This is a genomic window from Leclercia sp. 119287, assembly GCF_009734485.1.
Classification (GTDB): domain Bacteria; phylum Pseudomonadota; class Gammaproteobacteria; order Enterobacterales; family Enterobacteriaceae; genus Enterobacter; species Enterobacter adecarboxylatus_C.
Genome location: NZ_CP046445.1, coordinates 4,595,601 through 4,619,621 on the forward strand (window position 1 = coordinate 4,595,601; position 24,021 = coordinate 4,619,621).

General features: G+C 56.1%; 14 protein-coding genes, 2 tRNA genes, 2 rRNA genes and 1 pseudogene. 6 read left to right on the forward strand and 13 right to left on the reverse strand.

Features of this window, described 5'->3' with window-relative positions:
• Positions 1 to 233 precede the first annotated feature (233 nt).
• Positions 234 to 1,883 (forward strand): alpha,alpha-trehalase, encoded by a 1,650-nt coding sequence (locus GNG27_RS22165; protein ID WP_142487468.1) that lies wholly within the window; start codon positions 234 to 236, stop codon positions 1,881 to 1,883.
• A 12-nt stretch (positions 1,884 to 1,895) separates the two neighbouring features.
• Here GNG27_RS22165 and GNG27_RS22170 read toward each other — a convergent pair whose 3' ends face one another.
• Positions 1,896 to 3,491, reverse strand: a complete 1,596-nt coding sequence (locus GNG27_RS22170) for an STY4199 family HEPN domain-containing protein (RefSeq protein ID WP_142487469.1) — start codon at positions 3,489 to 3,491, stop codon at positions 1,896 to 1,898.
• Positions 3,492 to 3,642: 151 nt separating this feature from the next.
• Here GNG27_RS22170 and GNG27_RS22175 point away from each other — a divergent pair, with 151 nt between their 5' ends.
• Positions 3,643 to 4,170, forward strand: a complete 528-nt coding sequence (locus GNG27_RS22175) for a GNAT family N-acetyltransferase (protein WP_142487470.1) — start codon at positions 3,643 to 3,645, stop codon at positions 4,168 to 4,170.
• Positions 4,171 to 4,202: 32 nt separating this feature from the next.
• Here GNG27_RS22175 and GNG27_RS22180 read toward each other — a convergent pair whose 3' ends face one another.
• Positions 4,203 to 4,961 carry an SDR family NAD(P)-dependent oxidoreductase gene (locus GNG27_RS22180; protein WP_142487471.1) on the reverse strand — a complete coding sequence of 253 codons (759 nt, stop codon included), beginning with the start codon at positions 4,959 to 4,961 and terminating at the stop codon, positions 4,203 to 4,205.
• A gap of 119 nt (positions 4,962 to 5,080) precedes the next feature.
• Here GNG27_RS22180 and GNG27_RS22185 point away from each other — a divergent pair, with 119 nt between their 5' ends.
• The 3 genes from GNG27_RS22185 (at position 5,081) to GNG27_RS22195 (ending at position 8,667) form a co-directional block, all read left to right on the forward strand.
• A complete protein-coding gene (locus tag GNG27_RS22185) occupies positions 5,081 to 5,980 on the forward strand; it encodes a LysR family transcriptional regulator (protein ID WP_142487472.1) in 900 nt (299 codons plus the stop codon).
• Between the two features lie 51 nt (positions 5,981 to 6,031).
• The gene (gene yhjD / locus GNG27_RS22190) at positions 6,032 to 7,072 is read left to right on the forward strand and encodes an inner membrane protein YhjD (protein WP_156264835.1); all 1,041 of its coding nucleotides are present in this window, start codon (positions 6,032 to 6,034) and stop codon (positions 7,070 to 7,072) included.
• A gap of 272 nt (positions 7,073 to 7,344) precedes the next feature.
• Positions 7,345 to 8,667 carry an MFS transporter gene (locus GNG27_RS22195; protein WP_142487475.1) on the forward strand — a complete coding sequence of 441 codons (1,323 nt, stop codon included), beginning with the start codon at positions 7,345 to 7,347 and terminating at the stop codon, positions 8,665 to 8,667.
• 82 nt (positions 8,668 to 8,749) lie between these two features.
• Here GNG27_RS22195 and GNG27_RS22200 read toward each other — a convergent pair whose 3' ends face one another.
• Both GNG27_RS22200 and pdeH read right to left on the reverse strand, forming a co-directional pair.
• Positions 8,750 to 10,792 (reverse strand): AsmA family protein, encoded by a 2,043-nt coding sequence (locus tag GNG27_RS22200; protein WP_142487476.1) that lies wholly within the window; start codon positions 10,790 to 10,792, stop codon positions 8,750 to 8,752.
• A 117-nt stretch (positions 10,793 to 10,909) separates the two neighbouring features.
• Entirely contained in the window at positions 10,910 to 11,680 is a 771-nt protein-coding gene (gene pdeH / locus GNG27_RS22205; RefSeq protein ID WP_142487477.1) for a cyclic-guanylate-specific phosphodiesterase, read from the reverse strand.
• Between the two features lie 232 nt (positions 11,681 to 11,912).
• Between pdeH and GNG27_RS22210 the strand changes: the two genes are divergently transcribed.
• Entirely contained in the window at positions 11,913 to 12,842 is a 930-nt protein-coding gene (locus GNG27_RS22210) for a sugar kinase (protein WP_156264836.1), read from the forward strand.
• Positions 12,843 to 12,938: 96 nt separating this feature from the next.
• Here the strand turns inward: GNG27_RS22210 and GNG27_RS22215 are convergent.
• From GNG27_RS22215 to GNG27_RS22255, 9 genes and pseudogenes are all read right to left on the reverse strand, one after another.
• Positions 12,939 to 14,357: pseudogene (locus tag GNG27_RS22215) on the reverse strand (M16 family metallopeptidase); the annotation flags it as partial.
• Between the two features lie 225 nt (positions 14,358 to 14,582).
• Positions 14,583 to 15,869, reverse strand: a complete 1,287-nt coding sequence (gene dctA / locus GNG27_RS22220; RefSeq protein WP_156264838.1) for a C4-dicarboxylate transporter DctC — start codon at positions 15,867 to 15,869, stop codon at positions 14,583 to 14,585.
• Positions 15,870 to 16,027: 158 nt separating this feature from the next.
• The gene (gene hmsP / locus GNG27_RS22225) at positions 16,028 to 18,034 is read right to left on the reverse strand and encodes a biofilm formation regulator HmsP (protein ID WP_231600416.1); all 2,007 of its coding nucleotides are present in this window, start codon (positions 18,032 to 18,034) and stop codon (positions 16,028 to 16,030) included.
• A gap of 196 nt (positions 18,035 to 18,230) precedes the next feature.
• Entirely contained in the window at positions 18,231 to 19,193 is a 963-nt protein-coding gene (gene birA, locus GNG27_RS22230) for a bifunctional biotin--[acetyl-CoA-carboxylase] ligase/biotin operon repressor BirA (RefSeq protein WP_156264840.1), read from the reverse strand.
• Entirely contained in the window at positions 19,190 to 20,218 is a 1,029-nt protein-coding gene (gene murB, locus GNG27_RS22235; RefSeq protein ID WP_156264841.1) for a UDP-N-acetylmuramate dehydrogenase, read from the reverse strand. The genes birA and murB overlap by 4 nt, the downstream gene beginning before the upstream one ends.
• Before the next feature lie 176 nt (positions 20,219 to 20,394).
• A 5S ribosomal RNA gene (rrf, locus tag GNG27_RS22240) occupies positions 20,395 to 20,510 on the reverse strand.
• Positions 20,511 to 20,602: 92 nt separating this feature from the next.
• Positions 20,603 to 23,508: ribosomal RNA gene (locus GNG27_RS22245) — 23S ribosomal RNA — on the reverse strand.
• Positions 23,509 to 23,715: 207 nt separating this feature from the next.
• Positions 23,716 to 23,791 (reverse strand) — tRNA-Ala (locus GNG27_RS22250).
• Between the two features lie 110 nt (positions 23,792 to 23,901).
• Positions 23,902 to 23,978, reverse strand: a tRNA-Ile gene (locus tag GNG27_RS22255).
• Positions 23,979 to 24,021: the final 43 nt, after the last annotated feature.

Genomic DNA, 24,021 nt, shown 5'->3' on the forward strand with positions numbered 1-24,021 from the left:
ACTCTGTCGCAAAGCGAATGATCCGAATTTTAGATCGCCTCCGCACTGCTGGATCGGCTGTTTATTGCCTGCAATAACATCAACATGCCACCCGCAGTGCCGGTTTTTCCCTTCCAGTAAAATGTGATCTACCGCACATATACCTCTTCACAGACCGAAGCGAATGTCTAAGCTTAGTAGGCAACCGGATAAAACCAGACCCGAGACAACGCTAACCGGAGGTCCTGACCACCATGTTCAACCAGAATATACGCACTGTAGAGACCGTAGAGTTCGATATAGAACAAGAACTTCTCTACGAAATCGATCCCTGCGAGTTAAAACTGGATGAAATGCTCGAGGCGGAGCCGGAACCAGAAATGATTGAAGGGCTGCCCGCATCCGATGCGCTCACCCCTGCCGATCGCTACCTTGAGCTCTTTGAGCATGTGCAGTCGACGCGACTGTTTGCCGACAGCAAAACTTTCCCCGACTGCGCACCAAAAATGGATCCGCTCGATATCCTCATCCGCTACCGTAAGGTAAGACGTCACCGGGACTTCAATCTGCGCCAGTTTGTGGAGAATCACTTCTGGCTGCCGGAAGTCCTGTCGAGCGAGTATGTTTCCGATCCGTCCCTCTCGCTCAAGGAACATATCGACAACCTGTGGCCGGTGCTGACCCGTGAGCCGCAGGATCACATCCCCTGGTCGTCGCTGCTGGCGCTGCCGCAGGCCTATATTGTGCCCGGCGGGCGATTCAGCGAAACCTACTACTGGGACTCCTATTTCACCATGCTGGGGCTGGCCGAAAGCGGACGCCACGACATGCTTAAGTGCATGGCGGACAACTTTGCGTGGATGATTGAACGCTACGGCCATATTCCCAACGGCAACCGCACCTACTATCTGAGCCGCTCTCAGCCGCCGGTGTTTGCCCTGATGGTTGAGCTGTTTGAAGAGGACGGCGTGCGCGGCGCCAAGCGCTATCTGGATCACCTGAAAATGGAGTATGCCTTCTGGATGGACGGCGCGGAGTCGCTGCTGCTCAACCAGGCCTACCGCAGCGCGGTGCGCATGCCGGATGGCTCTCTGCTTAACCGCTACTGGGATGACCGCGACACTCCGCGGGACGAATCCTGGATAGAGGACGTTGAAACCGCCCGCCACTCCGGTCGTCCGCCTAACGAGGTTTATCGCGATCTGCGCGCCGGGGCCGCTTCCGGCTGGGACTACTCCTCGCGCTGGCTGCGGGATCCGAGCCGGCTGGCGAGTATTCGTACCACCCAGTTTATCCCAATCGATCTCAACGCCTTCCTGTTCAAGCTGGAGAGCGCCATCGCCAATATCTCGGCCTCGAAGGGGGACAAAGAGACGGCAGAGATCTTCCGCCAGAAGGCGAGCGATCGTCGCGCGGCGGTAAACCGCTATTTGTGGGATGAGGAAAACGGCTGCTATCGCGATTACGACTGGCGCCGGGAGGCACTGGCGCTCTTTTCTGCCGCCAGCATTGTGCCGCTGTACGTCGGTATGGCCACCCACGAGCAGGCTGAACGTCTGTCGGATGCCGTAAAAGCCCGCCTGCTGACGCCGGGCGGTATTCTGGCTACCGAGTACGAAACCGGCGAGCAGTGGGATAAACCCAACGGCTGGGCGCCATTGCAGTGGATGGCAATCCAGGGCTTCAAGCAGTACGGCAACGACTCGCTGGGGGATGAAATCGCCTGGAGCTGGCTGCAGACGGTTAACCATTTCTACAAGACGCACTACAAGCTGATTGAGAAGTACCACATCGCCAGCAGCCAGCCTCGCGAAGGGGGCGGGGGTGAGTACCCCCTGCAGGACGGGTTTGGCTGGACCAACGGCGTGGTTCGCCGCCTGATTGGCCTGTATGGGGAGCCGTAACTCCCCGACCTCTCAGCGAATCACTTCATAAATGGCCGTCTGGATCGACTGCCATTTTTTAGTGCTTTCGTTCGGCTGCGCCTGTGCCCGCCGCTTCGCCTGATCCATCTCGCGTCGCTGACGTTCAACCACCGCCGGGACGGTACAAAATGCCTGGAGATACTCCTTACGCAGGCCCGTCAGCGGTTGCCCTGCTGACATCGCATGGCCGAGGTTGGTAATAAACTGCCGACAAGGCTTTGGCTGCGCCATTTGCAGACGATAGCGCATCAGGACCTCCAGTACCTCGCGATGGCCGACGGAGAGCGCATGCTCCGTCCAGGAGAGTTTCCAGTTCATCCCCGCTTTCAGGAACAACAGTGCCACCCGGGTATCGTTGCGGTCTATCGCCGCGCGGAAGTTATTCTCATCCCAGGTGACACCCATCCGCGTCAGCGTTTCGCGGGAGGAAGGCGTCTCGCGCATCTCTTCCACCACTGCCTTCACGGGCGCTACGGTACTGGCCGCCTGGGTCGGGGCGCTGCTTTCAATTAACAGCCAGGTGCCCATCATCATCATCCCCATCACCATGACCCCAACCGCGCCCCATAGCACGACGGAAATCAGGTAATCGCGCTGCTCCGGAGTGCGCGCAGGCCGACGGTTCGGTTTATCAATGGTATCGCGCACCTCAAAAATATCGTCGCCAGTGGCTTTATTTTTTTTGCGCGCGTTCTCCCAGAAGAGATTCAGCTCGTGAACGCCTTCAGCCATCAGCCCGGCCGGGTTGACGGCGGTGCGGCCCTCTTCAAATGCCCGCTGCACGGGACCGGCGATCTGGGCATAGTAGTTATCCAGCAGCAACGTCTGCGCTGAGGTCAGCGGCTGGCTGGCAATGATGTTGTTGCGGATCAGGCGGATATCATCAAGAAAGGACTGGAGCGTTTTACGCGGCTCCACCATCAGCGTCAGCAGAGACGGATCGCTGAACAGCGCCGAGTAGGAGCGGGAATACTCTTTTTTATCCACCAGCATCAGGGCCAGCTCGCTGAACATCATGCCGCCGAGTGCGTCATTACGTTCCCCCTGCCGCAGCCAGCCGCGCACCCGATCGGCGCTGAACAGGGTTTTCAGGTGATTATTCAGGCGCGTCGGATCCGGCCACGCCTGCATAATCAGCCCTTTAATCATCAGCTCCAGCGCCCGCACCTGCTTTTGTGCGTGCTGCTGACGTAGCTCATCGCTGGGGCCCATTTCCGTACTGTAGGTCAGCAGCGGCTGCTGCAAACGCAAATGTTCAAGCGCCGTCACAAAGCGCGTCGCGGCGATCAGCTGGTTGTCGCTTACATCCTGTCCACTTTCATACTGCGGCACTCGCTGCTGTAACAGCCGCAACTGTAAGGTGAACTGCGACAGTTCCGCATCGTTCAGGTTGAGCTGCTTTGCCACCCTCGCCCAGCCCCCCAGCGCCAGCCTGGCGGAATCGAGCTGCTCAAGGAACCAACGGGGATCTTTGCCTTCGGCAACGTGCACCTTTAACAGGAGCAGAATTTCCACGGAGGCCTGACGAATAATTCCCAGACAGCGTTCGAACTGCTCGCGGATCAGGTGCGATTTACTGAGGGTCATCATTTTCCTTTACGTGCTGCGCACATATGCAGAGGCAGCTGTCGGAGAGCGGTCTTTTTTCAAGTGGTTATACCAGATTAAACATAACCGATAACGGTCACTATTTCAGTGATAATGTTAAAATCATTTACAAAAGTTCCGGAGACCTGGCATGCCTGTATTGCACACCCCGCGTTTAACCTGCTCCCCGCTACAGGAAGGAGACTGGCCCTTTTTTCTCTCGCTTCAGCAGCACCCCGATGTGATGCGCTACGTGGCCGAAGCCCGCCCGGAGGAGGCCATTCGCGAGGCTTTTGATGCGCGTCTGCCGGCATGGTCGCCGGGCAGCGATCGCTGGCTGTGCCTGGTGGTGCGCGATAATACCAGCCAGATGCCGCTCGGGGTCACCGGGTATATTCATCATGATGAGGATTGCGCCGAAGTGGGATTCTTGTTTGCTCCCCTGGCCCAGGGAAAAGGCTACGGCTTTGAGTCCTTACAGGCGGTGTGCGATTACGCCTTCGGCCAGGGAGGCATTCGCCGCTTAACCGCCACGGTAACGGCAGGCAATGTGGCCTCGAAACGCCTGCTGGAAAAAGTGGGGTTTGTGCTGGAAGGGGAACTGCGCGAAAGCTACTGGCTGGCAGGCCAGTGGCACAACGACTGGCTGTTTGGGCTGTTAAAGAAAGAGTACCGCTAAGGGTGCCGTGGGGATCCCTCCCCGGCACTAGGTTACAGAAACATTCCCCCGGAGAGTTCAATCCGCTGCGCATTCATCCAGCCAAGCTCGTCGCTAAGCAGGGCCGCAATTGCATCGCCAATGTCGTCCGGCAGCCCGACGCGCCCCAGCGCCGTCTGTGAAGCAATGTGCTGGTTCAACTCCTTGTTATCGCGCACGCGCCCGCCGCCAAAGTCAGTTTCAATGGCGCCGGGAGCAATAATATTGGCCGTGATCCCACGCGCCCCCAGCTCTTTTGCCTGATAGCGGGTAAGCACTTCCATCGCCCCTTTCATCGCCGCGTAGGTGCTCGAGCCCGGCAGAGTGAAACGTGCCAGACCGGAGGAGACATTCAGGATCCGCCCGCCGTTTTTTATCAAGGGTAACAGGCACTGCGTCAGGAAGAAGGGGCCCTTGAAATGGATGTTCATCACCTCATCAAACTGCGCTTCGGTGGTCTCAACATAAGGGGCGTATAAACCCACGCCTGCGTTGTTCAACAAATAATCGAAGCTGTTGCGCTGCCATACCGAATGCAATGTTTCCCTCACCTGTCCGGTAAAGGCGTCGAAGCTGGCAACTTCCCCGACGTTCAGCTGCAATGCCGCCGCCTTTACCCCTTTTAGCTCAATTTCGCGCACAACTTCGAGCGCCTCCTGCTGGCTACGGTTCCAGGTCAGGAGGATCCCGACACCTTTGTCTGCCAGCTTCAGCGCCGCGTTTTTACCGAGCCCGCGGCTGCCGCCAGTCACTAATGCAATACGTTCAGTCATAAGAAACCTCGTTTCGGCTGTGGTGGTGATTGAGAAAGAGCTTATTAGGTGATAGAAAATCAATAAATATGGCTAGCAACGCTTCACTGTTTCATATCCAACAACAATGAGTGCTCCCTATGGATAAAATTCAGGCAATGCAGTTGTTCATTCGCGTCGCTGAACTGGAGAGTTTTTCCCGGGCAGCAGACTCACTGGGCCTTCCTAAAGGTAGCGTATCCCGTCAGATCCAGGCCCTGGAGAACGGGCTTGGCACCCGACTGCTGCACCGCACCACGCGGCGCGTCAGTCTGACTCAGGACGGAATGGTCTATTACGAGCGGGCCAAAGATCTGCTGACTAACATGGATGAACTGGATGGTCTTTTTTTGCACGACCCTGCCAGCGTCAGCGGAAGACTGCGGGTGGATATGCCCGTAAGCGTTGCGCGAAATTTAGTCATCCCTCGCCTGCCGCTTTTTCTACAACAGTATCCCGGCATAGAACTGGAGCTGAGCAGCAGCGACCGGCTGGTGGATGTGGTGCGGGAAGGGTTCGACTGCGTGGTGCGCGTTGGCACCCTGAAGGATTCCGGCTTAATTGCCCGGCCGCTTGGCAGGCTGTCGGTAATCAACTGCGCCAGCCCCGATTATCTGTCGCGTTTCGGCTATCCCGACGGGCTGGAGGATTTAGCCTCCCATGCGGTAGTGCACTACGCGGCGCACCCTGGCACCCGGTCACAGGGTTTCGAATACTATGACGGCGAGGCGAGCCACTGGGTTAAAACCGGCGGCGTGTTGACGGTCAACACTACCGAGACTTATAACGCTTCGGCACTCGCCGGGCTGGGGATTATTCAGGCACCGCGGGTAGGCGTGCGTGACGCGCTGCGCACCAAAAAGCTGCTGGAGATCCTGCCGCAGTACCGCGCACGACCGATGCCGGTGTCGCTCATCTATCCCCACCGCCGCAACCTCTCCCGCCGGGTTCATCTGTTTATGGCCTGGCTCACGGATATCATGAAAGCGTACGTTGACTGAGTGCAGGCTATAATTTTAAGGACCTCCCGCTAATCAATAAGGAAAGTGCGCGTGACGCCGGAAAATAGTGAGCAACGCCCCATCCATGATCTGGACTTCGAACCGATTAAAAAACTGGAAAACAGTCCGCCTCCGCCGGCTGAACCTAAAGTCACCTCTATACGTAAAACGGGGAGCCTGCTGGACAAAGCGAAGGACGCCTTCCAGCTGATTCAGCAGCAGCCGGTCATTGCCCACCTGCTGCGTGCCACCGAGCGGTTTAACGATCGACTGGGCAATCAGTTTGGCGCGGCGATCACCTACTTCTCATTTTTGTCGATGATCCCCATCCTGATGCTCTCTTTTGCCGCGGCGGGTTTCATTCTGGTGTCGCACCCGACCCTGCTGCAGGACATCTTCGGTAAAATTCTGCAGAACGTCAGCGATCCAACGCTGGCGGCCACCCTGAAAAGCACCATCAGCACCGCCGTACAGCAGCGTACCACCGTGGGGATTGTCGGGCTGTTTGTGGCGCTCTACTCCGGCATTAACTGGATGGGCAACCTGCGGGAAGCGATCCGCGCCCAGTCGCGTGACGTCTGGGAGCGTAAACCACAGGATGAGGAGAAAATCTGGATCAAGTATTTCCGCGATTTCGTTTCGCTGATTGGCCTGCTGGTGGCGCTGATTATCACCCTCTCCATCACCTCTGCGGCAGGCGCAGCGCAGCAGATGATTATCTCTGCGCTTTATCTCGATACCATCGAGTGGCTGAAGCCCGTCTGGCATCTGGTGGGGCTGGCGATCTCGATGCTGGCGAACTATCTGCTGTTCTTCTGGATCTTCTGGCGTCTGCCGCGCCACCGGCCGCGGCGCAAAGCGCTGATCCGCGGCACCTTCATTGCCGCGATTGGTTTTGAGGTGATCAAAATTGTCATGACCTACACCCTTCCGTCGCTGGTGTCTTCTCCATCCGGGGCGGCATTCGGCTCCGTGCTGGGGTTGATGGCCTTCTTCTACTTCTTCGCCAGGCTGACGCTGTTCTGCGCGGCGTGGATCGCCACCGCCCAGTACCCGGATGACCGAAGAATGCCCGGCAAAACACACCGTTAAGCACCTCATCGGGCTGGATAAGAATGCAATATTTCAGCCCGATTCATCATTTCAGCATATAAATCCAGCCTGTAACTTTTATTTAACCAAAAACCAGTTTTATCCTCTAAGTATTAATTTCTGTGAAGCATTTCATAGATGTGAATTTCCAGGTCTGAAAATTATTCACTTTTTGCCGGCTTTTTCGCCATTCGCTGCGTTTGTTACAGATTGAAATGTCGCTTTTGCTGTGCGTAATATGGCCTTTCGTTCGCCAAAAATAAGAAAAGTTTATGCAAGCCACAGCCACAACACTCAATTCAGAGCAGGAAAACGCCCCGGTTAACTCGCGCAATAAAGTCGTCGTCGCATCGCTGATTGGCACCGCCATCGAATTCTTCGACTTCTATATTTACGCGACCGCTGCGGTCATCGTTTTCCCGCATATCTTCTTCCCGCAGGGCGACCCGACGGCGGCTACCCTGCAGTCGCTGGCGACCTTCGCCATCGCCTTTATCGCACGTCCTATTGGTTCAGCGCTGTTCGGCCACTTCGGCGATCGCGTCGGGCGTAAGGTGACGCTGGTCGCCTCGCTGCTGACCATGGGGATCTCTACTGTCGCCATCGGCTTGCTGCCGACCTACGAAACCATCGGTATTCTGGCTCCGCTGCTGCTGGCGCTGGCACGTTTTGGTCAGGGTCTGGGTCTGGGCGGTGAATGGGGCGGCGCGGCACTGCTGGCCACCGAGAATGCGCCACCGCGCAAGCGCGCGCTGTACGGCTCCTTCCCGCAGCTGGGCGCGCCGATTGGCTTCTTCTTTGCCAACGGCACCTTCCTGCTGCTCTCCTGGCTGCTGACCGACGAGCAGTTCATGACCTGGGGCTGGCGTATTCCGTTTATCTTCTCGGCGGTGCTGGTGCTGATCGGCCTGTATGTGCGCGTCTCCCTGCATGAGACCCCGGTGTTCGCCAAAGTGGCCGCCGCGAAGAAACAGGTAAAAATCCCGCTCGGCACGCTGCTGACCAAACACGTCCGCGTGACGGTGCTCGGTACCTTCATCATGCTGGCGACCTATACGCTGTTCTACATCATGACCGTCTACTCCATGACCTTCAGCACCACCGCTGCGCCTGTGGGTCTGGGTCTGCCGCGTAACGAAGTGCTGTGGATGCTGATGATGGCGGTGATTGGTTTTGGCGTGATGGTGCCGATTGCCGGGCTGCTGGCTGACCGCTTTGGTCGTCGCCCGAGCATGATCGTTATCACTTCACTGATCATTCTGTTTGCGCTGTTCGTCTTCCCGCCGCTGCTGGGTTCCGGTAACCCGGCGCTGGTGATGGCTTATCTGCTGATTGGTCTGAGCCTGATGGGGCTGACGTTCGGTCCGATGGGTGCGCTGCTGCCAGAGCTGTTCCCAACTGAAGTACGTTATACCGGAGCGTCATTCTCCTATAACGTCTCCTCGATTCTGGGGGCCTCTGTAGCGCCGTATATCGCCACCTGGCTGCAGGCGAACTACGGTCTGGCGTATGTCGGGTTCTACCTGGCGGCAATGGCGGCGCTGACGCTGATTGCCCTGCTGCTGACCCACGAGACCCGCCATCAATCATTGTAATTCAAACTACCCTCTCCCAAAGGGAGAGGGTGAATAACACCCATGCCCGGCAAGCAACGCGCCGCCGGGCAAAACCCCCGCTCTATTTCTTCATCTGCGACAGAATCACCTGACACTGATTGGCCTGCCCCTCTGACGGGGAAATGAGCGCCAGCAGTGCTGCCGCTGGCGTCACCAGCGTTGCCAGCGCCGCAGCCACCGCACCACGCGCAATCAACGGCCCCGCCTTCACTCCCGCATCCGGATCTTTAAAGCTACCGCGTACGTACAACGGCGAGCGCAGCGTCACGATGCGAATGCCTTTACTTTCAGGGTTAATCGTCAGATCCAGCTGCTCAGAAGCCATGCTGGCCGTGCCGGTAATGTTGATCACCGCATTTTCAGTATCAAAAGCAAAAATCTGCGGACGGGCAACACCGTTGACCAGGTCGATATTGGCCGCCGCACAGTTGACCCTCACCTCATCGTCACCAAAAATCTGCCCGACCAGGAAGTTACCGACGTTAAGCCCGAGGATCTCCATCAGGTTGCGGCTGACCAGCCCATCGTTCATCAGCAGCTTCAGGTTACCGTTACCGTTGCCCAGCAGGGCCGCCACGGAGTTACCCGTGCCACGGATGGTCGCATCGCCGTTCATCTCCCCGAGGGTTTTTTGCATCAGCTCCACATCGGGCATCAGCTGTTTAAGCTTCAGCCGGCGGGCCTGGATCTCCGCCTGGCCGCGCATCGGTTTCTTGTCACCTTCCAGCTTGATGTTGGCCGAGATCGTCCCGCCCGCCATGCCAAATTTCAGCGGCTTCAGCTGCAGGTCAGCATTTTTGAGAATGATATGGGTCGAGAGATCGCTGAGCGGCAGGCTGCTGCCGTGCTCGATTCGACGCCCCTTGAAGCGCACGTCGGCATCCATCACATCCCATTTATCGGTTTCGAAGCGGTCGTTAGGCAGCACTTTCCCTGACGGCGGTGCCTCCTTTCTCACCTTCTGCGCCTTGGTGCCTTTGCCGGAGTCAACGCCAATCAGCGGCCCCAGATCGGCCAGCCTCAGCTGCCGGGACTCCATGTCGCCTTCCAGCTTCGGCCGTGGTTTACCGGTGCTGTAGGTCAGCGAGCCATGAATATCGCTGTCACCGATCCGGCCATTGAAGTCGCGGTAGTCATAGACGGACGATTTTTCAGGATCGATTTTTGCCACCAGATGGCCGTCGGTTTCAAACGGTGGGGTATCCGGGAGCAGTACCCCGGTCAGTTCGTACAGCTCGCCCAGCGAATCCCCGGAGAATTTGAGGCGCAGATCGACCCCGCCCATCTTCATGGGATCGCTCACCGTGCCGACAAAGGCCACCCGGGTGTTGCCGGAGCGGAAATCGGCCTGCACCGGGAAGGGAGTGCCTTCGCTGCGCAGGGCCAGCATGCCGCCAATTTTGCCGCTACCTTTCAGAGGCTGATCGTTGTAACGCCCCTCGGCTTTCAGGCCAAAGACGTAATCGCCCACTTTGCCTTTATCATCTTTGCCCTTCGCGCCGGTGACTTCGCTAAAAGGCAGCGCTTTACCCAGCGGATCGACGAAGATTTCGAGGTTGGCTTTGCTCACCGTATCGTCAATGGTGACGCGCCCGCGATCGAAAATAATGTTGTCGAGACGGAACGACCAGGACGAGGGTTTAGCTGCGGCCTCTTTGTCTTTGCTATCGGCAAAATCAAAGGTCCAGTTGTTGGTCTTCTCCGACAGGCGGATCAGCCGGGCATCGGGCTTCTGGAGTTTGATCCACGGCAGATAGACCGTTTTGGTCAGCAGCGACAGCGGGGCCAGCGTGGCTTCGACGCGCGGCAGATGCACCATAGTGATTTCAGGAATATCGGGTGGGTTGCCGAGAATAACGTCGTCGGCATGCACGTGTGGCCATGGGACCCAGCTGCGCCAGCCCGTTTCGCCCTTCTGGCGCTCCCATACAACGCCCAGATCGCCGCGAATGGCGAATGGACGGTTGAGTTCAGTCGAGACTTTCTGGTTGATGGTCGGTTTGAGGCGGTTCCAGTCAAATGTCGCGATCACGACAATGAGCACCACAATCAGCAACAAGAAGACCCCCCCGGACCAGGTGATAATCTTCGCTGTTTTTGTCATCCCATATTTCCCTTTTTACCTTGCCAGTCATGAATATAGTTCAGACAAGCAAAAAAGGGGCGGCAGCGTCCGGTAATAACGCGTTAACCACGCGCTATTATGGGAAGCAGCCAGGGATTACAGAGTGATGATAACGTTGTCGAGCGTCTCCATCGGTACCGGACGGGAAAGGAAATAGCCCTGCGCGGCGGCGGCGGGTGAGTTTTGCACATCGCGCCACTCTTCCAGCGTCTCGACACCTTCGACAATCACGCCCTGGCAGTAGCGGTTCATGAGCTGTAATAACAGCGTGAACAGGTTGCGGCCTTCCGGGGTCTGACGCAGCATAATGAACAGGTCCCGCGCCACTTTGATGTAGTCGTAACGCACTTCGCTCAGGGCGGAGAAGTTCGCCATGCCGGTGCCAAAGTCGTCCAGCCACAGGGGGCCAAATTCGCACATGGTGGCAAACGAGGAGTCCTGCGGCAGACGCACGTGCTCCACCAGCTCAAAGCGCAGCCACGGCAGCTGTTGAATCAGCTTCTGCAGGCTCTCATCCTGACGCACCGCCAGCAGGGTTGGACCATCAACGTTGACCGAGGCCAGAATGCTGTTGTCGGCGAAGAAGTCCTGTTTTGCCGTCAGCATGCTGAGCTGCTCTTCAAGGATATCCAGGCGGTGGCGCACCGGCAGTTCCGCAAAATAGCGATCCGGGGCGATCCGCTGTGCCGGGTTGGAGGGATGGGTCACGACGGTCAGGATCTCGATCGCCATCAGTTTACCGTCGGTGCGGTAAATGGGCTGATAAGTATAAGCACGCTGACATTGCAGCCAGTAGCGATGTTCCTGCAAGTTCTCAATACTTGCCTCAGGGATGCTCAGCAGCTGGATGTCCTGCCTTAACTTCATTTCAGATATCCTGTTGAATAGGGAAGAGCCTGTCGGGACTGGTCAAAGGATTATCGGCCCGGGCTAAGAGAACTTTATGTTCGGTTGCGGACGAATATTAAAATCTGGGATCTGAAACTTCCCCGAAACTTGTCCGGGTTCAAAAAAATAATGGAACGTCGTTTTAATACAGTTGACCGCTCCCGGGCTGCAGCGCACACTAGCGCTAATTTAACTGTTCAGGTTCACGACTATGTCTAAGAAAATTGCCGTGATCGGCGAATGTATGATCGAACTGTCCCAGAAAGGCGCGGAAGTGAACCGTGGCTTTGGTGGCGATACCTTAAACACCTCGGTGTATATTGCCCGTCAGGTTGATGCTGATGCGCTGGCGGTCAACTATGTGACTGCCCTGGGCACGGATAATTTCAGCCAGCAGATGCTGGACGCCTGGCAGAGTGAAAACGTTGATATCTCTCTGACCCAGCGGATGGAAAACCGCCTGCCGGGTCTCTATTACATTGAGACCGACAGCACCGGCGAGCGTACCTTCTACTACTGGCGTAACGAAGCCGCCGCCAAATTCTGGCTGGAGAGCGACAGCGCCGATCGCATCTGCGAAACGCTGGCCCACTTTGACTATCTCTACCTGAGCGGCATCAGCCTGGCGATCCTCAGCCCAAACAGCCGTGAAAAACTCTTCTCCCTGCTGCGCGAATGCCGCGCCAACGGCGGAAAGGTGATTTTCGACAATAACTACCGTCCACGCCTGTGGGCCAGCCGCGAAGAGACGCAGCAGGTTTATACCCGCATGCTTGAATGCACCGATATCGCCTTCTTAACCCTCGATGACGAAGATGCCCTGTGGGGCGAAAAGCCGGTTGATGAGGTGATCGCCCGTACTCAGGCTGCTGGTGTATCTGAAGTCGTGATTAAGCGCGGGGCAGACTCCTGCCTGGTGGCGGTTGCCGGGGAAGCGGTTGTTGACGTGCCTGCGGTGAAGCTGGCGAAAGAGAAAGTGATTGATACCACCGCGGCGGGTGACTCCTTCAGCGCCGGTTATCTTGCGGTGCGTCTGACGGGCGGAACCCCGGAAGCGGCAGCGCAGCGCGGCCATCTGACCGCCAGCACGGTGATTCAGTATCGCGGCGCGATCATCCCGCGTGAGGCGATGCCTGCATAACTGCGGTCTGGTGCCCTCGTCCCAACCCTCTCCTTTAGTCCGAGGGAGCAAACATTAAAAAAGGCAACTTACGTTGCCTTTTTGCTTTTATTTCGCGGGTGCCATAATCCCATCCCACGTCGCCTGCAGATCCTTCATGTTGTATTCCGGCTCGCCTTTCGGCTGCATCAGAATCAGCGACATATCCTGTGAAAGCTGCTGACGCAGATCCTGGCTCAGCATCTCTGCGGTCAGGCTGTTAAGGAAGTCCTGACGCAGTTTCTGATACTGCTCCGGCGCGATATCCACCACCTGGTTTTGCAGCGAGCGAATACGCTGGCTGATCAGAATATCGGTATCGGTCCGGGCATAGGTGGCGAACAGTTTTTGCAGCTCGAGGTTTTTCTGCGCCACCAGCGCGTTGAACTCCTCTTCGCTCAGGCCGTTCTCACGCACCTTCGCCAGCTCTTTGGCGACCACCGCCATATTGGCGTTCAGCTTGTCGCCCGGCGACTCCACGTTAATGGCGCACTGGGCGCGCTGGAACAGCACCCGGCAATCAAAGCCCAGACCAATGTCTTTGGCGTTGTTCTTGCTCAGGGTTTGCTGAACGTGCCAGAACAGCGCCTCACGGGCTAAATCGGCGCGCCAGTAACGCAGCAGCGCGGCAGATTCGCGAATCGGCTGCCACGGGCTGTCCCACATAATAGAGAGTCGCTCCTGACGCACGGCATCGGTCATGATGCTGACCGGCTCTGCACGCAGCGGCGACAGGGTGGGTACCGGCGCAGGGGTACTGCGTTTGCCCTTCAGCTCGCCAAAGGTTTTGCTAATCTGCTCGATCACCGAGCGGCTATCAATGTTGCCGACCACAATCAGGGTCATGGCGTCCGGGGTGTACCAGGTCTGGTAGAACGATTTGACCTGCTCGATATCAACCGGTTGTTTCAGCGGCTCCGCCGGATCGTGGCCCAGCAGCGCAGAGCCTTTCAGGCGATAGCGCCACCAGCCCTCTTTGGTATCCGCCGGCCAGGTCGCCACCATATCGCTGTTGCTCAGGGCATAATTCACGGTTTCAGGCGTAATCGAGACGCTACCGGCGGTATCGGACAGCCAGGTCAACGCCTCTTTGAGCAGATCGTTACGGTTGTTTGGCAGGCTGAGGTTAAACATGGTGTAGTCATAGGAGACAACGGCAGGCGGCAAAGGACGCTTAGGGTCAATACCCTGTTGCCACAGTGAACGAACCTGTACGGCCTGCAGGCTGCCGCTTTGGGTCAGCGCCAGACGGGGAAGAAAATGGCTGAAACCGCTCTGTTGCGTACTCTCGGTCAGGGAGCCGGTATTGACGGAAAGGCGGATTTCAATGCGGTCGCTGGGGCGTTGTGGTGTGGCTAAAACCTGCCACTGAAAACCGTTCGCCAGCGTACCCTGTTGCCAGGCCGGGTCCGGCTGGAGCGCGTCAGCCTGCACGTAACTGGCTGCTGCCATCATGAGCAAACCGCCGGTTAAGAGTCGAATTTTTGTGCCCTGCATGTGAACCCCTGATCAACATTCCTGGTTATAAAGAGTGCCACACGCCCTGTCGCACTCTAAAGATGATGTTCAAAACACTCCGATTAGACCGCGCGTGAAGCGAAACGTCACGGCAAGAAGTGAAATATACCCGAAATAAATCTTGTCCGATTATGACAAGTATTCAGGGCCATTATGCGCAGGAGCCCGCACCCCGACAAGGGAATGCGGGCCAGAGAGAAGATTTTAGGAGGACAAACCCTGTGTTTTGCCGTCTGGCGCACGATTATTCAGCGTATCGTCGAGTTTTTTGTGGTCCAGCTCTTTCACCCACTTCGCCACCACGATGGTCGCCACGCCGTTACCCACCAGGTTGGTCAGCGCGCGGGCTTCAGACATAAAGCGGTCAATACCGAGGATCAGCGCCAGCCCGGCTACCGGCAGGTGCCCTACCGCAGAGATGGTGGCTGCCAGCACGATAAAGCCGCTGCCCGTCACCCCTGCTGCGCCTTTCGAGGAGAGCAGAAGCACTACCAGTAGCGTGATCTGATGGAAGATATCCATATGGCTGTTGGTGGCCTGAGCGATAAACACCGCCGCCATCGTCAGGTAGATCGAGGTGCCATCAAGGTTAAAGGAGTAACCGGTCGGGATAACCAGCCCCACCACCGATTTACGGCAGCCCAGCTTCTCCATCTTGTCGAGCATGCGCGGCAAAGCCGATTCGGACGAGGAAGTACCCAGCACGATCAGCAGCTCTTCACGAATATAGCGGATGAACTTAAAGATGTTGAAGCCTGTGGCGCGCGCAATACTGCCCAGCACCACGACCACAAACAGGATACAGGTAATATAGAAGCAGATGATCAGCTGGCCGAGCTGTACCAGGGTGCCAACGCCATATTTGCCGATGGTAAAGGCCATCGCCCCGAAGGCTCCGATCGGTGCCAGGCGCATAATCATGTTGATAATGCCGAAGATGACCTGCGAGAAGCTTTCAATCACGTTGAAAATCAGCTGGCCTTTGCTGCCGAGGCGATGCAGAGCAAAGCCAAACATCACGGCGAACAACAGCACCTGCAGGATGTTGCCGCTGGCGAAGGCGCCAATCACGCTGCCGGGGATCACATCCAGCAGGAAGGCGACCACGCCCTGATCCTTCGCCTGCTCGGCGTAGACCGCCACCGCTTTCGCATCCAGCGTCGAGGGGTCAACGTTCATACCCGCGCCTGGCTGAACCACGTTCACAATGATCAAGCCGATGATCAGCGCGAGGGTGCTGACCACTTCAAAATAGAGAAGCGCAACCGCACCCGTGCGGCCCACGGCTTTCATGCTTTCCATGCCTGCGATGCCGGTCACGACGGTACAGAATATAACCGGAGCGATCACCATCTTAATCAGCTTAACGAAGGCATCGCCAAGCGGTTTCATTTGGGTGCCTAATTCAGGGTAGTAATGGCCAAGCAGAATACCGATGGCGATGGCGGTTAAGACCTGAAAATAAAGACTTCTGAAGAGAGAGGTTTTCATAAGATGTCCTTGGGAAGAAAAACCGCAGGCAGTGTAGGGTTACTGCTCACCTGCGGCCTTAAAATAGCACCCAATAATCAGGACAAATAGAAGCTCAGGCTGAATTTGAAACACAAATGTTAAGAAACTTGAGCTGGCTCGCACAAGCCAGCAACATTTCATTCAACTGTGTGATTGTCATTCTGGTGAAGATAACGGCTTTCAAAAACATCGCCTGGAACGGCTTTAGCAAACAAAAATCCCTGTCCGCACTCCACCCCGGCCTCAGCCAGCCAGCGTCGCTGAGCGTCGGTCTCGACACCCTCGGCGATAATCTCCAGCTTCAGGCTGTGCGCCATCTGGATAATCGCCTCTACCATGCTGCTGTCGTCAGGCAGCTCCTCGACAAAGGCCTTATCGATTTTCAGCACGTCTACCGGCAGGGTTTTCATATGCTGGAGTTGACGCAGCCCGGCGTACCCCATGCCAAAATCGTCCAGCGCAATGCGCACGCCGGCATTACGTAGCGGGCGGAGTATTGCCACGGCTTCGTTAGGATCGTCGATCCGACGGCTCTCGGTCACTTCCAGTATCAGGGTATCAGGCTGGATGCGGTAGCGACCGATCATCTCCAGCAGCTCCGGGACCATGTTCGGGTGCATCAGCTGTAATGCCGACAGGTTAACCGACAATGGCATCATTATTCCCCGCGACTGCCAGGCTGACAGCAAACGGCAGGACTCCTCCAGCACCCAGTGACCTACGGTCACAATCAGACCGCAGTTTTCAATGCGGTCGATCAGCCCTTCCGGGAGCTCCCAGCTGCCATCGGCCTGGCGCATCCGCAGCAGCGCTTCAGCGCTCCTTACCTTGCCGGTATGCAGATCCACCTGTGGCTGTAGCCAGATAGCGAAGTGGTTGTGGTCCAGCGCGGTCAGAATATCGTTCTCTTCTGAGAGCCGCTGCTGCGCCTTCTCCATCTGCTCCGGTTCGAAGAACTGGATCTGGTTCTTTCCTTTCTGCCGGGCAGTAAATGCGGCAGAGAATGCCCGGCGGTAGAGCTGCTCGCCGGTCAGGTTGCCGTTAAACATGGCGATGCCGATACTGGCGCTCGGGCGCAGCTGGATCCCCTGTACCGGCAACCGTTCATTTATAACAGTAAGTACTTGCTGACCTAGCGTAATGGCGTGCCACGGTTCTTTGACGCCATTGGCGATAATCACAAAGTCATAGGCGCTTACCTGGGTCAGCACCATCCGCGGTGCCAGTACGGATTTGAGCTTTTCGACCAGCGTCAGCAGCACCATTTCCCGCTGGCTCTCCTTCAGCACGCCAGCGGTGTCCTGCAGGGTTTCACAGGCCACCACCATCAGCGCGGTAGTCTGCTGGCGTTTTACCGCCTGCTCCAGCAACGCCATCAGAAATGCCTTGTTGGGCAGATCCGACACTGCGAAGCGGGTGGCGTTGTGGTTGAGCTCTTCATGCTGGCGCATCATGCGCTGCTGGTTCAGATTGTAGCTGCGTACCAGCATGCCAATTTCGTCGTCATGATGCAGACGAGGGACGGGTAGCTGATGCCCGATCTGCTGCTGCGGCGAAAGGGTATCCAGCTCGCGGGCAATCCGGCGCAGCGGGTGGACGATCAGCCGGTTGATGCACCAGGTCAGCGCCACGGTGAGCATCAGCGTCAACAATAAGTAAGTGGTTACCAACGTTGAGACCCAACTGATCACGAATTTGTACATTCGCCAGGAGTCCGATTGCAGCACCAGATAGGCCAGCGGCTGCGGGTTCGCCGGACGCTGCAGGGAATAGACCGGCAGCGAGATTTGTACCGGCAGCTCAAACAGGCGCTTCACCATCACCGGTACCGGACGCTCCGGAATAAAGTTCATGCGCAGCGCCTGAAACTGATTGGGCAGCACCACATCGGCCTGGCTGACGACGCCTGCCGGCCTGATGCTCTTAATAATGGATTCCGCCTGGGGAATGTCGCCCTTAAGAATAGCCGCAGAAAGGGGCTCACGGATTGAGCGGGCAATACTTTCGAGTTGCGAAGCCGTGTTGTAGCGATTCTGCTGAATGGCATGAAACAGCAAAATGACGCAAAAGACAAAAACAAACACCATAGTGACGGCAGTCACCATCGCCATTTGTTTGATAGTTAAAGAGCGGCTGACACGCAAAATGAATCTCCAGAAACGCGAAACGCAGGTTAATCAACTGTTACCCCGCTGCTTTCAGAGTATACCTTATCGTGATGTATTTAAGAGAGTGTAACCAACCGTTTAGGGATTATTCTGGTTCCCGCTCTGCACAGGGTGTGGAGCGGTTGTTCAGGCCGGTTACAGCCCCGTATAACGGGGGCTGCAGCCTGGTACCTTATTCGGCGCTGCGCAGTGAAATCTCACCACCTACCCAGGGTTTTATAACTCCATCCTGCTCCAGCAACAGTGCGCCCTGCTCGTTAATACCCCGCGAGGTGCCGTAGATCTCTTTATCGCCGATAATGAGCTTCACCGGACGGTGAACAAAATTATCCAGCTTCTCCCAGCGAGGCAGGAACGGCGTTAACCCTTCCTGTTCGAAGATTTTCAGCGAGTGACGCAGCTCATTGATGACCTGCACCGCCAGGACGTTACGATCGATGGCGATCCCCGCTTCCTGCAGGTTGATCCAGCCCTGATTGATATCGTCTGCCTGCACGTTACGCATCACCAGATTGATCCCGGCACCCATCACGATCTGCGCCGCATCACCGGTTTTACCCGTCAGTTCGACCAGAATGCCGGCCAGTTTGCGATCCTTAAGATAGAGATCGTTTGGCCACTTCACCCGCACGTCGTCAGCACCAAGGGATTGCAGGACCTCTGCCAGCACAATACCAATCACCAGGCTAAGACCGATGGCGGCAGCGGGCCCCTGCTCCAGACGCCAGTACATAGACAGGTAGAGGTTGGCGCCAAAAGGCGAAAACCATCTACGTCCCCGGCGACCGCGACCTGCCTGCTGGTACTCAGCCACACAGCTGTCGCCTGACTTCAGTTCGTTGAGCCTGTTGAGCAGATACTGGTTGGTGGAATCAATCACCGGCAGAACGGCGACGCTGTTATCGACAATCTGACTGTGGATAAAAGCTTCATTCAACAGCTGAACCGGCTCCGGCAGGCTGTAGCCTTTGCCCGGCACGGTAAAGACATCCACACCCCAGTCGCGCAGGGTCTGAATATGCTTGTTTATGGCGGCACGGCTCATTCCCAGCTGTTCACCGAGCTGTTCACCGGAATGAAAATCGCCGTCGGCCAGAATGGCGATCAGCTTCAGGGGGACAGTATGGTCTTTCATGCAATGGTCTCCACCGCGTTCACTTCACCGTGATGCCCGATAAAGCGCACTTCCGGCTCCAGCCAGACATTGAACTTCTCACCCACGCGCTGACGCACCTGATGGGCCAGCTGCACGACGTCATCGCTGGTCGCATTGTTTTCGTTGATAAGCACCAGCGCCTGCTGGCGATGTACCGCCGCGCCGCCAAAGGTGGTGCCTTTGAGCTGACACTGATCGATCAACCAGCCAGCAGCCAGCTTAACGCTGCCATCTGCCTGCGGATAGTGCGGCGCATTCGGCCACTGGGCAAGCAATGTTTGCGCATTTTCGGCGCCGATCACCGGGTTTTTAAAGAAACTCCCGGCATTACCATTCACTCTCGGATCGGGCAATTTGCTCATGCGCATCTGGCAAACTGCCGTAAAAATCTCTTTCGCGGTCACAGTAGCGGGATCCAGACGGGTTAAATCACCGTAGGAGAGAACCGGCTTCCAGTTTTTTGTCAGGCGCAGACCGACCGCGACGATGACATATTTGTCCTGATATTCATGTTTGAAAATGCTGTCGCGGTAGCCGAAACGGCATTCATCAGCTTGTAAACGACGTGCTTCACCGGTAGCCAGCTCGATACAGTCTACATATTCACAGACGTTTTTGAGTTCAATACCGTAGGCACCAATATTCTGAATAGGGGATGAACCGGCGCAGCCAGGGATCAGGGCAAGGTTTTCCAGCCCCGGCATGTTGTGTTCAAGGGTAAATTGCACCAGATCGTGCCAGTTTTCTCCGGCACCCACGTGCAGACGCCAGCATTCTTGCGTCTCTTCAACCGCGATCCCACGGATGCGGTTAACGATCACCGTGCCGGAAAAATCTTCCAGAAAGAGAACGTTACTGCCCTCGCCCAGAATAAGAACAGGTTGGTGGTGTTGCGTGGCATGATTCCATGCGGCCAGCAGCTGCTGCACATCGTCGGCTCGCACGATCTGTCGGGCATTTCGGTCGATACCGAAGGTATTCCAGGGCTTAAGGGAGTGATTCATAGAGGCTATCCAGATGCAAAAACCGGGATAGTTTACCCCATCGGGGGATCTTTGTCGGCTGGAATTGCCGGGCCAGGGGGTGTTGTAGGCCGGATAAGGCGCAGCCGCCGCCCGGGGGGGTTCCCGGCGCAACGCAAAAAGCCCATCCGGGAGGATGGGCTTTCGCATGATTTGATGCCTGGCAGTTCCCTATTCTCGCATGGGGAGGCCCCACACTACCATCGGCGCTACGGCGTTTCACTTCTGAGTTCGGCATGGGGTCAGGTGGGACCACCGCGCTACAGCCGCCAGGCAAATTCTGTTGTTCACCCCGCCCGCAGGCGCAGTGACTAATCTGTATCAGCTGAAAATCTCTCAAATCCGCCGAAACAGCTTCGGCGTTGTAAGGTTAAGCCTCACGGTTCATTAGTATCGGTTAGCTCAACGCATCGCTGCGCTTACACACCCGACCTATCAACGTCGTCGTCTTCAACGTTCCTTCAGGAGCCTTAAAGGCTCAGGGAGAACTCATCTCGGGGCAAGTTTCGTGCTTAGATGCTTTCAGCACTTATCTCTTCCGCATTTAGCTACCGGGCAGTGCCATTGGCATGACAACCCGAACACCAGTGATGCGTCCACTCCGGTCCTCTCGTACTAGGAGCAGCCCCCCTCAATTCTCCAGCGCCCACGGCAGATAGGGACCGAACTGTCTCACGACGTTCTAAACCCAGCTCGCGTACCACTTTAAACGGCGAACAGCCGTACCCTTGGGACCTACTTCAGCCCCAGGATGTGATGAGCCGACATCGAGGTGCCAAACACCGCCGTCGATATGAACTCTTGGGCGGTATCAGCCTGTTATCCCCGGAGTACCTTTTATCCGTTGAGCGATGGCCCTTCCATACAGAACCACCGGATCACTATGACCTGCTTTCGCACCTGCTCGAGCCGTCACTCTCGCAGTCAAGCTAGCTTATGCCATTGCACTAACCTCCTGATGTCCGACCAGGATTAGCTAACCTTCGTGCTCCTCCGTTACTCTTTAGGAGGAGACCGCCCCAGTCAAACTACCCACCAGACACTGTCCGCAACCCGGGTAACGGGTCTACGTTAGAACACCAGCCATTAAAGGGTGGTATTTCAAGGATGGCTCCACGCAGACTGGCGTCCACGCTTCAAAGCCTCCCACCTATCCTACACATCAAGGACCAGTGTTCAGTGTCAAGCTATAGTAAAGGTTCACGGGGTCTTTCCGTCTTGCCGCGGGTACACTGCATCTTCACAGCGATTTCAATTTCACTGAGTCTCGGGTGGAGACAGCCTGGCCATCATTACGCCATTCGTGCAGGTCGGAACTTACCCGACAAGGAATTTCGCTACCTTAGGACCGTTATAGTTACGGCCGCCGTTTACCGGGGCTTCGATCAAGAGCTTCGCGTTGCCGCTAACCCCATCAATTAACCTTCCGGCACCGGGCAGGCGTCACACCGTATACGTCCACTTTCGTGTTTGCACAGTGCTGTGTTTTTAATAAACAGTTGCAGCCAGCTGGTATCTTCGACTGATTTCAGCTCCACCCGCAGGGGCTTCACCTACACATCAGCGTGCCTTCTCCCGAAGTTACGGCACCATTTTGCCTAGTTCCTTCACCCGAGTTCTCTCAAGCGCCTTGGTATTCTCTACCTGACCACCTGTGTCGGTTTGGGGTACGATTTGATGTTACCTGATGCTTAGAGGCTTTTCCTGGAAGCAGGGCATTTGTTGCTTCAGCACCGTAGTGCCTCGTCATCACATCTCAGCGTTAGTAAGGTTCCGGATTTACCTGGAACCTCCGCCTACATGCTTAAACCGGGACAACCGTCGCCCGGCCAACATAGCCTTCTCCGTCCCCCCTTCGCAGTAACACCGAGTACAGGAATATTAACCTGTTTCCCATCGACTACGCCTTTCGGCCTCGCCTTAGGGGTCGACTCACCCTGCCCCGATTAACGTTGGACAGGAACCCTTGGTCTTCCGGCGAGCGGGTTTTTCACCCGCTTTATCGTTACTTATGTCAGCATTCGCACTTCTGATACCTCCAGCATGCCTCACAGCACACCTTCAACGGCTTACAGAACGCTCCCCTACCCAACAACACATAGTGTCGCTGCCGCAGCTTCGGTGCATGGTTTAGCCCCGTTACATCTTCCGCGCAGGCCGACTCGACCAGTGAGCTATTACGCTTTCTTTAAATGATGGCTGCTTCTAAGCCAACATCCTGGCTGTCTGTGCCTTCCCACATCGTTTCCCACTTAACCATGACTTTGGGACCTTAGCTGGCGGTCTGGGTTGTTTCCCTCTTCACGACGGACGTTAGCACCCGCCGTGTGTCTCCCGTGATAACATTCTCCGGTATTCGCAGTTTGCATCGGGTTGGTAAGCCGGGATGGCCCCCTAGCCGAAACAGTGCTCTACCCCCGGAGATGAGTTCACGAGGCGCTACCTAAATAGCTTTCGGGGAGAACCAGCTATCTCCCGGTTTGATTGGCCTTTCACCCCCAGCCACAGGTCATCCGCTAATTTTTCAACATTAGTCGGTTCGGTCCTCCAGTTAGTGTTACCCAACCTTCAACCTGCCCATGGCTAGATCACCGGGTTTCGGGTCTATACCCTGCAACTTAACGCCCAGTTAAGACTCGGTTTCCCTTCGGCTCCCCTATACGGTTAACCTTGCTACAGAATATAAGTCGCTGACCCATTATACAAAAGGTACGCAGTCACACCACAAGGGTGCTCCCACTGCTTGTACGTACACGGTTTCAGGTTCTTTTTCACTCCCCTCGCCGGGGTTCTTTTCGCCTTTCCCTCACGGTACTGGTTCACTATCGGTCAGTCAGGAGTATTTAGCCTTGGAGGATGGTCCCCCCATATTCAGACAGGATACCACGTGTCCCGCCCTACTCTTCGAACTCACAGTGCATGTATTTTTGTGTACGGGAGTATCACCCTGTACCCTGCGACTTTCCAGACGCTTCCACTAATACATACGCTGATTCAGGTTCTGGGCTGCTCCCCGTTCGCTCGCCGCTACTGGGGGAATCTCGGTTGATTTCTTTTCCTCAGGGTACTTAGATGTTTCAGTTCCCCTGGTTCGCTTCGTTAAGCTATGTATTCACTTAACGATAGTGTGACGAGTCACACTGGGTTTCCCCATTCGGAAATCGTCGGTTATAACGGTTCATATCACCTTACCGACGCTTATCGCAGATTAGCACGTCCTTCATCGCCTCTGACTGCCTAGGCATCCACCGTGTACGCTTGGTCGCTTAACCTCACAACCCGAAGATGTTTCTTTCGATTCATCATCGACTTGCGAAAATTTGAGAGACTCTGACACACCGCTTATCTGTTCCTGTTTCGGAGAACAGATACGGCGCGTCGTTTCAATTTTCAGCTTGATCCAGATTTTTAAAGAGCAAAACTTCGCAGCGCACCTTCTCAGGTACACTCTGAAGTTTTCTTGTTGTCGCAGTAAAGGATGGTGGAGCTATGCGGGATCGAACCGCAGACCTCCTGCGTGCAAGGCAGGCGCTCTCCCAGCTGAGCTATAACCCCATCGCAAAATGCTAATCTCTGTACCGCTAATTCTTTCTGAGACAAGGCGTGGAATAACGAAGCATACTTAAGTATGTGAGTTATTCTGCAACGCAGTATCAGGAAGAATTTGGTAGGCCTGAGTGGACTTGAACCACCGACCTCACCCTTATCAGGGGTGCGCTCTAACCACCTGAGCTACAAGCCTGCAGAGATTTTTACTGCTGTTTTTTCATCAGACAATCTGTGTG